We start from the raw sequence: 8,811 nt of genomic DNA, 5'->3' as shown, positions 1-8,811 counted from the left end.
CGCGGTCTGCTCCGCAGACACGACGCGCCGCCGCTACGCGGCGGGAACAGCACCCCACTCCGTGGGGTGCTCCGGGACTCCGTCCCGGAGATCCGGTCCACTCCGTGGCCCAGGGGGCCAACTCCGTTGGCCTCGGGCTCGGATCGCTCCGCGATCCGGCCTGAAGGAACGCGCTCCGCGCGTTCCTGGGCTAGCAGGACCAGCGCGTGGGCGACGCTGAGTGACGATGCGTCAGAACGTTTGTTTCATTGTCTAGTTAGGACGGGGTCAGGTGAGGTGGTAAGCGACCCCTGTCATGGCGGTCCTTGGGTGGAGGGGATGGGCGGACCGGGAGGCTTCAGAAGGGCGGTGTGCGTCATTCTGTCTGGCCCGCTATGCTATGGAGAGAACAGCGCTACCCGTCACGGCTTCGGCGCGACCGGGCGGGGCATCCCGACTCGACCGGAATCCCGTTCTTGAATAGCGGAAAACCCCAGCTTATTCAACTCTCGTGGTTTCTGTCATAACTGAATTCCAGTGGAACCGAAAAGGCGTCAGGCGCGAACGGTGAAGGGAAAAGGAATGTCGAGGAAAGAACTGTTCCCGCATCAGGTGGAAGCGGTCGACGCCGTCCTCCGCTCTCTGCAGACCCCCGCCGGCGGGCACATGCCGGCCGAGGGATTGCGGACCCAGGTCATCGCCGCGACCGGCTCGGGCAAGACACTGATCGCCGCCGAGGCCGCCCGGAAACTGGGGGCGCAGCAGGTGCTGGTTGTGGTGCCGACTCTGGATCTTCTGACGCAGACCGCGGCTGCCTGGCGGGAGGATGGCCGTACGGGGGCGATGATCGGGGTTTGCTCATTGCGCGCCGGTGACTCCGGTGGCGTTCCCTGCACGACGGCCCCGGCCGAACTCGTGGCCTGGGTGCAGGGGCTGGAGCGGGTGACGGTGTTCGCCACCTACGCCGCCGTCGGCCTCGGCATCCTCCAACGCGCCCACACCCAGGGCCTGGCCGTGTGGGACCTGATGGTCATCGACGAGGCACACCGCACCAGCGGGGACGCAGGCAAGCCGTGGGCCGCCGTGCACGACCAGGAGAAGATCCCGGCGGCCCGACGCCTCTATATGACCGCCACCGCCAGAATCTGGGAAGCGGCCGAGGGCACCCGCGGTGACGGGCGAGAGGAGCCGCGGCTGATCGCGAGCATGGACCCGGACTCCCCTGTGTTCGGCCCGGTGGCGTTCAAGCTCACCCTGTCCGACGCCATCAGCCGCGGCCTGGTCGCGCCCTACCAAGTCGTGTGCGCTGACATCACCGACCCCGAACTCCACGAAGCGCACGAGCATGCCGCCGGCGCCGGCTCGGACGAGGTACGCGGGGCGCGGCTCGCGGCATTGCAGACCGGCATCCTGGCCGCTGCCGCGCAGGAGCGGCTGCGGAAGATCCTGACCTTTCACAGCAAGGTGACCGAGGCCGAGGCCATGGCCGCCGGCGTCGTCGACGTCGCAGGCCGGCTCTGGCAGGACGATCCGCGCCGGTTCCCGGCGCAGGAGCGGGTATGGGCCAGCTGGCTGTGCGGTGAGCACGCCCCCGGTCATCGACGGGCGGTGCTGGACGAGTTCGCGTCCGATGTCACCGAGGACGAGGAGGGGCTGCGGCCAGCCGCTCTGCGCGTGCTGAGTTCCGTGAGGGTACTGGGCGAAGGCGTTGATACGGCGAATTGTGATTCCGTTGCATTCTGTGATGCGCGAGGGTCGATGGTCGATATCGTGCAGATGGTCGGCCGCGCGCTCCGGATGAAACCCGGTGAAGGAAAGATCGCTTCGCTAATCGTTCCCATATTCCTCGCGCCGGGTGAAAGCCCGGACGAAATGCTGACCTCTCCGGCCTACGGCACCCTGGCGAAGATCCTCGCAGCGCTCCGCGCGCACGACACCGACACCATCGAAGCCCTCGCCGACCCTCGTGTGCGCAGCGGCAGTTACGAGCCCGAGGAGGAGGAAGCCGGGGCTGGTGATGGCAGCCAGGAGCGGCCGGAGGGGGAACAAGGGCCGAGTGTGCCCGCGCGGGAGCTGCTGAAGTTCTCCGTGTCGCGGGACCCGGCGCTGCTGGCCCGGTTCGTGAAACTGCGGGTGATCGAGCCGGAGAACACCTTCTGGCGGCGCGGGATCGAGGCCGTGATGCGGTACATGAAGGAGACCGGAGCCGAGCAGCTGCGGGTGCCGTACGACTTCGTCACCCCGCAGGATTGGGTGCCCGCGGGGTTCCCGCTGGGCACGTGGCTGGCCGATCAGCGGCGCTTCAACAAGGCCGGACGCCTGGCCCCGGCCCGCGTCGCAGAGCTGGACCGGCTGGGGATGGTCTGGTCCCACCAGGACGTCGCCTTCGAGGAAGGACTCACCGCGGCCCGCGCCTGGGCCGCCATCCACGGGCACTTCCTGCCGCCGGCCACCGCCGTCTGGGACGGGTATCCGGTGGGGACCTGGGCCAAAAACATACGCACCGCGGCTCGGCTCGCGGACGCCATCGCCGAACGCCGCGAGGCCGGCCTGCCCGTCCCGGCCGGGGCGAAAGCCCTGACCGGGGCACGGCGGGAGGCGTTGGAGGAGATCGACCCTGGCTGGTGCCCGGTATGGGATACCGGGTGGCAGCGCTGCTTCCGCCTCGCACAGGCCCACGTCGAAGGCGGTGGGGCAGTGCCGACGGTCGCGGGCGAGGTGATCGTGCAAGGCGAAGACCTCGGACGCTGGGCCCTGGCATGCCGTCTCGGCTGGGACACGCTCATGCCCGTCCAGCAGTGGATGCTCGAAAACGTCCTCGGCCTCACCCCGGCCGAGAAACACGAACGGCCCGTGAAACGCACACAGGAAGACAAATGGGCCCTCAACCTCGCCGCGGCACGCCAGTACCACGCCCGCGAAGGACATTTGAACGTCCCCAGGAAACACGTCGAACACCTGGAGCCGACCGGACGGCAGGCCAGCGCTGAGGAACCCCACGCGGTGAAACTCGGCATGGTCCTCGACAACATCCGCAAACGCGCCGACAAACTCACCGAACAACGCCGCGCGGACCTGGACGCACTCGGCATGCGATGGACCAATAAGCGCGACGCAAGGTGATACGGCGAAGGCTGCCATCAGCCGTTGGCCAGCCGCGCAGCGGTGGAAAGTCGCCATCTGCCTTGGTTGCCTGGTGACGAAGCGCTGGAGATCGAGTTCCCTGTTCGACATGGAAATTCAAGGCAACTGCAGCGACCAGTTCAGCGCAGTACGGGAAGTGTTCGCCGACTCGCTGCGCAGCGGGGCGGACGTCGGTGCCTCGGTGGCGATCTACGTCGACGGCGAGCCTGTGGTCGACCTGTGGGGAGGTTACGCCGACCAGGAATGTACGCAACCGTGGCAACGCGACACCATCGCCAACGTGTGGTCCATCACGAAGACGATGACTGCGGTGTGTGCTCTCGTCCTCGCTGATCGCGGCGAGCTCGACCTGTCCGCACCGGTCGCGAAATACTGGCCGGAGTTCGGCATCGCAGGGAAAGACCGCGTGGAGATCCGGCACTTGCTCGGCCACACCGCTGGTCTCCCCGATTGGGATCAGCCCATGGCCCTCGATGATCTGTGCGATTGGGAGAAGGCCACCACGCTGCTGGCCCGCCAGTCGCCCCGGTGGGAACCCGGCACGGAGTCTGGTTACCATCGGTTCACCCATGGCTTTCTGCTCGGCGAGGTCGTCCGCCGCGTCTGCCGGCAGTCGATCGGTGCTTTCTTCGCCGACCAGATCGCCGGCCCGCTGAACGTTGATTTCCACATCGGTCTCGCGGCCGAACACGATCACCGAGTCTCCGACGGCATCCCCGCAACCGGCCCCGCGCCCGCAGCCAACCCTCATGTGGCCATCCCGGTCGGCGCCTACGTGACCGTCCAGGACACCTGGAGCACCCAGTGGCGCCGCGCCGAAATCCCTGCGGCAGCCGGCTACGGAAATGCACGATCCGTGGCCGCTCTCCAATCGGTCCTCGCCTTTGGAGGCCAGACACCCACGTCACGCCTTCTCTCCGAAGCAACCTGTCGTGCGGTATTCGACGAACAGTCCCACGGCACCGACCTCGTGCTCGGCATCCCCCTACGCTTCGGCATGGGCTACGCCCTGAACGCCGACGACGCACCGGTCAGCACGACCAACCCTCAGACCTGTTACTGGGGCGGAAGAGGCGGATCACTGATCGTCAACGACCTCGACGCGCGCATGACCATCGCCTATGTGATGAACCAGATGACCAACCTCGGCCTCACCGACCCACGCGGCCAGAAGCTCCTCCAAGCCGCATACAAGTCGCTGCCACGCTGACGGAGCAGCCGCCCCACGTGGTCGGACACGCTCGGCACTCCCTGGACCGGCAACCGCCATTGGCCAGCGCCGTCGGTAGGGACGGCCAGCAGAGCGAAAGGGCCCGGATCCGTACGGATCCGGGCCCTGCCGAAGCAGTAGCGGGGACAGGATTTGAACCTGCGACCTCTGGGTTATGAGCCCAGCGAGCTACCGAGCTGCTCCACCCCGCGTCGGTAGACCCCACCGTACGCTATCCTCGCGGGCCTCTGAGACCACTTTCCGCCAGGGCCGGTCTTCCAGGCTCCTGAAGCCGACGTTGGTGAAGGCCGAGAAGGAACCGGGGCGGGCCTGCCACAGCCTCCGGCCCGGTCGCACGGGGTCATGTCAGGACGCCAACGCGGGCGGCGAGTCTGCGGAGTTCGGTGGTGATGCGTCCGGAGATCAGCAGGCCCGAGATGAGGGATTTGGCTGTGGGGCGGGCGTGGGTTTCCTCGGGTGCGTGGTGTTCGGCGGCCAGGAGGGCGCGGACGCAGTCGTCGCGGCAGCCCCACCGTCCGTACGCGACGGCGATGCCGGTGTAGTACCGGGCTCGGCGCTCGACGCTGGGCAGGCTCTGCGGGGTGACGGCCCGGGCTGCCGCGAGCGCGGTGGATGGGTCGCCAGCTGAGTTCTCCGCGGAGATCAAGTGGAGTCGGACGGTGGTGGGGCTGAAGCAGCCGCCGTGGTCGCGCAGCCGGGTGGTGCCGCCGAGTTCTTTGGCGATGGCGGCGGCTTCGTCGGTCAGCTCCCGCATACCGGCCGCGTCACCGGCCTTGGCCGCCGTGTAGGCGGCGGACTGGATCAGCAGACCCCGTTCAGCGGCGTGGTCCGGCCCTCCTGCACGCAGGCCAGAGTGGTCGGCGGCGGTCAGGGCGATGGACATCGCCTGCTCGTGCCAGTTCGCCTTGCGGGCGAGTACCGCGAGCTGGCGGGCGGCCTCGGCGATGAGCAAGGCGTCGCCTGTGGTTTCGGCACTCTGGTGCGCGCGGTCGGCGGCCATCCAGTCGAGCTGCTGCTCGTCGAGCTTGATGAGCATGCGGGTGGCCAGCAGGTAGCTCCGTGCCAGCCGCGCAGCCATCGCCGTACGTGCGTGGCCGGCGTGGATGAGCCTGGGCAGGCGGAGGGCGAGGCTGCCGTAGCGGCAGGTGTGGAAGTCGGTGAGCGCGCGGGAGAGATCGGTGTTCAGCGCGCTCCCCGACGGGATGGTGATGTCGTGGTGCAGGCCGAGCATCGCGTCCCGCAGCCAGGCGACGAGCACCCCGCCCAACGCGGCGTCGTTCGCCGGTGGCCTGCCGTCGGCCAGGATGGGGGCGCCTGCCGCGGTGGCGGCCGTGACCGCGAGGTTCGCCGGCAACTGCCGTCGCCGCACCGGATCCTCACCGTCCTTCCAACGTGCGGTATCCCCCACGGTAGAGGCGGGAAGGCGGGGATACGCAGTGGTTGGCCGGATGGCGCGGCCGTGTCGAACGTCTGGCTGAGGAGCCAGACCAAGCGCCTGGGGCGCGATGCCGAGGGCGCGGCAAAGCCCCGCAGTACGGTGACGTCGGTCAGCAGCGAGACGCCGCGCTCGTACCGGGAGACCTGGGCGGCGGAGTAGCCGGCCAGGTCCCCGAGCTGGGCCAGTGTCAGCCCCTGTTCCTTGCGTGTGCGGCGGACCAGCTCGCCGGGACTCATCTGTGCCGCAGGCATCGCCCGCGCCCTGCCGACCGCGTCCATACCCATCCCCGCTCGTAGCCGAGAGGCGCGCCGCCCCTCACCGTAACGACGCGGCCGGGTCGTGGACAGAGGCTTTGCACCGTACGCAAACCGCTTTGCGGGCCGCGACAGCGTCCCTCCCGCCGCCGTGTCGGCCGCGGTGTCCTCGAAGGGCAGGTGGCTCGCAGACGGCGGGCCACCGCCTGGCCTTGGAAGAGGTGTGAGCGATGAACGCGATCAAGAGGGCCGCGGTGGTGGGGCTCGGCGGCCAGGCCCGGAAGGGCCATCTCCCTGGCTTGGCAGAGTGCCGGCTCGCTGAGCTCGCCGCGGTCTGCGACGTGGATCCGGGCCAGACGGCCGCGCAGGCGGAGCGGTGGCAGGTGCCCGGCTTCACCGATCTGAAGGACTTGCTTCAGGAGGTGCGGCCGGACTTCGTCATCGCCGCGGTGCCGCACCACGCAGGCCGGTAGGTCATCGAGGCGTGCGCCGGGGCAGGGGTACACGTGCTCAAGGAGAAGCCGTTCGTCACCGGCCCGTACCTCGCGGGCGGCGGGTGCCTGGCGGACATGGGATATCACCTCATCGACCTGCTGATCTGGTACCTCGGTCTGCCTGACCGCGTCCTCGCGGACACCTCGGCCGCCGCCGCGCCCGGCGCGGACTACGACGCCGAGGACACCGCCCTGGTCCACCTCGCCTACGACACTGGCCTCTATGGCTCGCTGTTGGTTTCCCGCTCGGCCGGGCCGAAGAGCGAGCGCCTGGCGGTCACCGGCCCCTACGGAACTGTGGTCGTCGAGCGCGGGACCGTACGCCGCCTCGATCCTGACGGGCAGGTGGTCGAGTCGTTGGTGCGCGAGCCGGCCTGGCCGTGCGCGGCCGCCACACTGCCCGACCACTTCTGCCGCGTCCTGGACGGCACCCGCCCCAACTCCTCCGGCCCACCTGCCGCACGCCGCGTTCCTCGCCGCCGCCTACGCCTCCAAGGCCACCGCCCGCCCCACCGATCCGAAGGAGTTCCTCGCATGAACGGCTCCCCGCTCGCCCTGCTCGGCGGCCAGCCCGCCGTCACCGCCCCGGGCCTGCACTTCACCTGGCCGCCCATCGCCGAGCCGGACCGCGAGGCCGTCGCCCGCCAGTTGGAGGCGGCCGTCTCGGTCCGGCGTCATCGCCGACCTGGAGGACTCCCTCACCTCCTGCCTCGGCGTGCGGTACGTGGTGACCACCTGCACCGGGACGGCCGCGTTGCACTCGATGTACGCGGCCGCCGGCGTCGGCCCCGGCGACCAGGTCATCGTCCCGGTACTCACTTTCCACGCCACCGCGACCCCGCTCTTCCACCTCGGTGCCCACCCGGTCCTCGCCGACGTCGACGACCGCGGCCGGCTCGATCTCGACGACGACGCCCGGCGCGTCACCGCCCGCACGAAGGCGGTGGTGGCCGTCTATCTGTGGGGGCTGCCGGAGGACATGGACACGCTCGTGTCCTTCGCGGACGGACACGGTCTGATGCTGCTGGAGGACGGCTCCCACGCGCACGGCGTCACCTTCAACGGCCGGCGCACCGGCACTTTCGGCACCGCCGCGGCGTTCAGCCTCAGCGGGCCCAAGCCGCTCTCGGCCGGCGAGGGCGGGTTCGTGGCCACCGACGACAGCGAGCTGTACTACCGGGTGCTGCTGCACGGCCAGTACAACAAGCGGTGCCGTCGTGAGATCCCCTCAAGCTACCCGCTGGCGCGCTTCGCGGTCACGGGCATGGGGCTGAAACTGCGGATGCACCCGCTCGCCGCCGCCCTCGCCCGCGCCCAGCTGCCCCGCCTGGACGGCTATCTCACCGGGCGGGTCCATGGCGGCGCGTATGTGCGCGGCCATGGACGGTGTGCCGGGCATCCGGGTGCCGCACGTGCCGGTCTCCACCCGGCCGCCGGGTACGCGCTACCGCTGCGATACGAGCCGGCCGAACTCGGAGGGCTGCCTCTGGAGCGGTTCCTCGACGCCGTCCACGCCGAAGGCGCCACCGAGACGGACCGGCCAGGCTCCACCTGCCCTCTGAGTGATCATCCGCTGTTCCAGGCCCCCGGAGCCCTGCTGCCTGGCTACGCTGACCAACCAGGGCCCGCCGACGACGACTTCCCGATGGCCGAGCACGTGCACGCCACCACCTTCAAGCTGCCGGTATGGCACCGCGAGGAGGATATCCACCTCGCTGACGCCTACACCGCAGCCATCACCAAAGTTGCCACCCGCGCGAAGGACCTCCTGTGAGCCCGTCTCCCCTCGACTCTGCTTTCCTCGACGACCTCGCCCGCGCCGCAGAACGCGACGGCATTGCCAAGACCGTCGTCGGCGCCGTCATCGCCGACAACGACGGCAAGGTCCTGCTGCTGCACCGCCCGGCCGACGACTATCTCGGCGGCCTGTGGGAGCTGCCCTCCGGCGGCGTCGACGACGGGGAGACCCTCGTCGAGGCCCTGCACCGGGAGGTTGCAGAGGAGACCGGGCTGACGGTCACGGCCGTCGGCGGCTACCTCGGGCACTTCGACTACCGCTCCGGCAGCGGACGCGCCACCCGCCAGTTCAACTTCACCGCCACCGTCACAGGGGAGACGGTCACGCTCACCGAGCACGACGCGCACCTGTGGGCCGACCGCACCCAGCAGGCCCAGGTCTCCAGCGCGGTCCAGGCCGTCCTCGACACCTGGCGCCACCCGGGCGCCTGACCGGCTCCCGAGCCTCCACGGGGCCTCGGCCTCCCTCTCCCG

At 69.6% G+C, this 8,811-nt stretch carries 8 protein-coding genes, 1 tRNA gene and 1 pseudogene; 6 read left to right on the top strand and 4 right to left on the bottom strand.

Annotated elements, in window-relative coordinates; genetic code table 11:
• Positions 1-561 precede the first annotated feature (561 nt).
• Together ACFYZR_RS31395 and ACFYZR_RS31390 are read left to right on the top strand one after the other, a co-directional pair.
• Positions 562-3,102: a Helicase associated domain protein gene (locus ACFYZR_RS31395; protein WP_391916653.1), complete on the top strand. Its 2,541-nt coding sequence runs from the start codon at positions 562-564 to the stop codon at positions 3,100-3,102.
• A 109-nt stretch (positions 3,103-3,211) separates the two neighbouring features.
• Positions 3,212-4,333, top strand: a complete 1,122-nt coding sequence (locus ACFYZR_RS31390; protein WP_391916651.1) for a serine hydrolase domain-containing protein — start codon at positions 3,212-3,214, stop codon at positions 4,331-4,333.
• A 138-nt stretch (positions 4,334-4,471) separates the two neighbouring features.
• On the opposite strand, the gene ACFYZR_RS31385 is transcribed toward ACFYZR_RS31390, so the two are convergent.
• The 3 genes from ACFYZR_RS31385 to ACFYZR_RS31375 form a co-directional block, all read right to left on the bottom strand.
• Positions 4,472-4,545 (bottom strand) — tRNA-Met (locus ACFYZR_RS31385).
• Positions 4,546-4,694: 149 nt separating this feature from the next.
• Complete coding sequence (locus ACFYZR_RS31380) at positions 4,695-5,621, bottom strand: XRE family transcriptional regulator (protein ID WP_391916649.1); 927 nt, start codon at positions 5,619-5,621, stop codon at positions 4,695-4,697.
• Positions 5,537-6,028: a helix-turn-helix domain-containing protein gene (locus tag ACFYZR_RS31375; protein WP_391916658.1), complete on the bottom strand. Its 492-nt coding sequence runs from the start codon at positions 6,026-6,028 to the stop codon at positions 5,537-5,539. The genes ACFYZR_RS31380 and ACFYZR_RS31375 overlap by 85 nt, the downstream gene beginning before the upstream one ends.
• Before the next feature lie 248 nt (positions 6,029-6,276).
• Here ACFYZR_RS31375 and ACFYZR_RS31370 point away from each other — a divergent pair, with 248 nt between their 5' ends.
• Positions 6,277-6,519: a Gfo/Idh/MocA family oxidoreductase gene (locus ACFYZR_RS31370; protein WP_391916646.1), complete on the top strand. Its 243-nt coding sequence runs from the start codon at positions 6,277-6,279 to the stop codon at positions 6,517-6,519.
• A 33-nt stretch (positions 6,520-6,552) separates the two neighbouring features.
• Positions 6,553-6,831 (top strand): annotated as a pseudogene (locus ACFYZR_RS31365) (Gfo/Idh/MocA family oxidoreductase); the annotation flags it as partial.
• Positions 6,832-7,023: 192 nt separating this feature from the next.
• On the opposite strand, the gene ACFYZR_RS31360 reads toward ACFYZR_RS31365, so the two are convergent.
• Entirely contained in the window at positions 7,024-7,218 is a 195-nt protein-coding gene (locus tag ACFYZR_RS31360; RefSeq protein ID WP_391916643.1) for a hypothetical protein, read from the bottom strand.
• On the opposite strand from ACFYZR_RS31360, the gene ACFYZR_RS31355 reads away from it, so the two are divergent.
• The gene (locus ACFYZR_RS31355) at positions 7,217-8,314 is read left to right on the top strand and encodes a DegT/DnrJ/EryC1/StrS family aminotransferase (RefSeq protein ID WP_391916656.1); all 1,098 of its coding nucleotides are present in this window, start codon (positions 7,217-7,219) and stop codon (positions 8,312-8,314) included. The two genes, ACFYZR_RS31360 and ACFYZR_RS31355, sit on opposite strands and share 2 nt — an antisense overlap.
• Positions 8,311-8,769, top strand: a complete 459-nt coding sequence (locus ACFYZR_RS31350) for an NUDIX hydrolase (protein WP_391916640.1) — start codon at positions 8,311-8,313, stop codon at positions 8,767-8,769. Before ACFYZR_RS31355 ends, ACFYZR_RS31350 begins: the two co-directional genes overlap by 4 nt.
• The last annotated feature ends 42 nt before the right edge of the window (positions 8,770-8,811 follow it).

The organism is Streptomyces sp. NPDC001678, from assembly GCF_042892945.1.
Classification (GTDB): Bacteria; Actinomycetota; Actinomycetes; order Streptomycetales; family Streptomycetaceae; genus Streptomyces.
The sequence above is the reverse complement of the archived record's forward strand: the minus strand, read 5'-3'. Positions and strand labels throughout refer to the sequence as shown.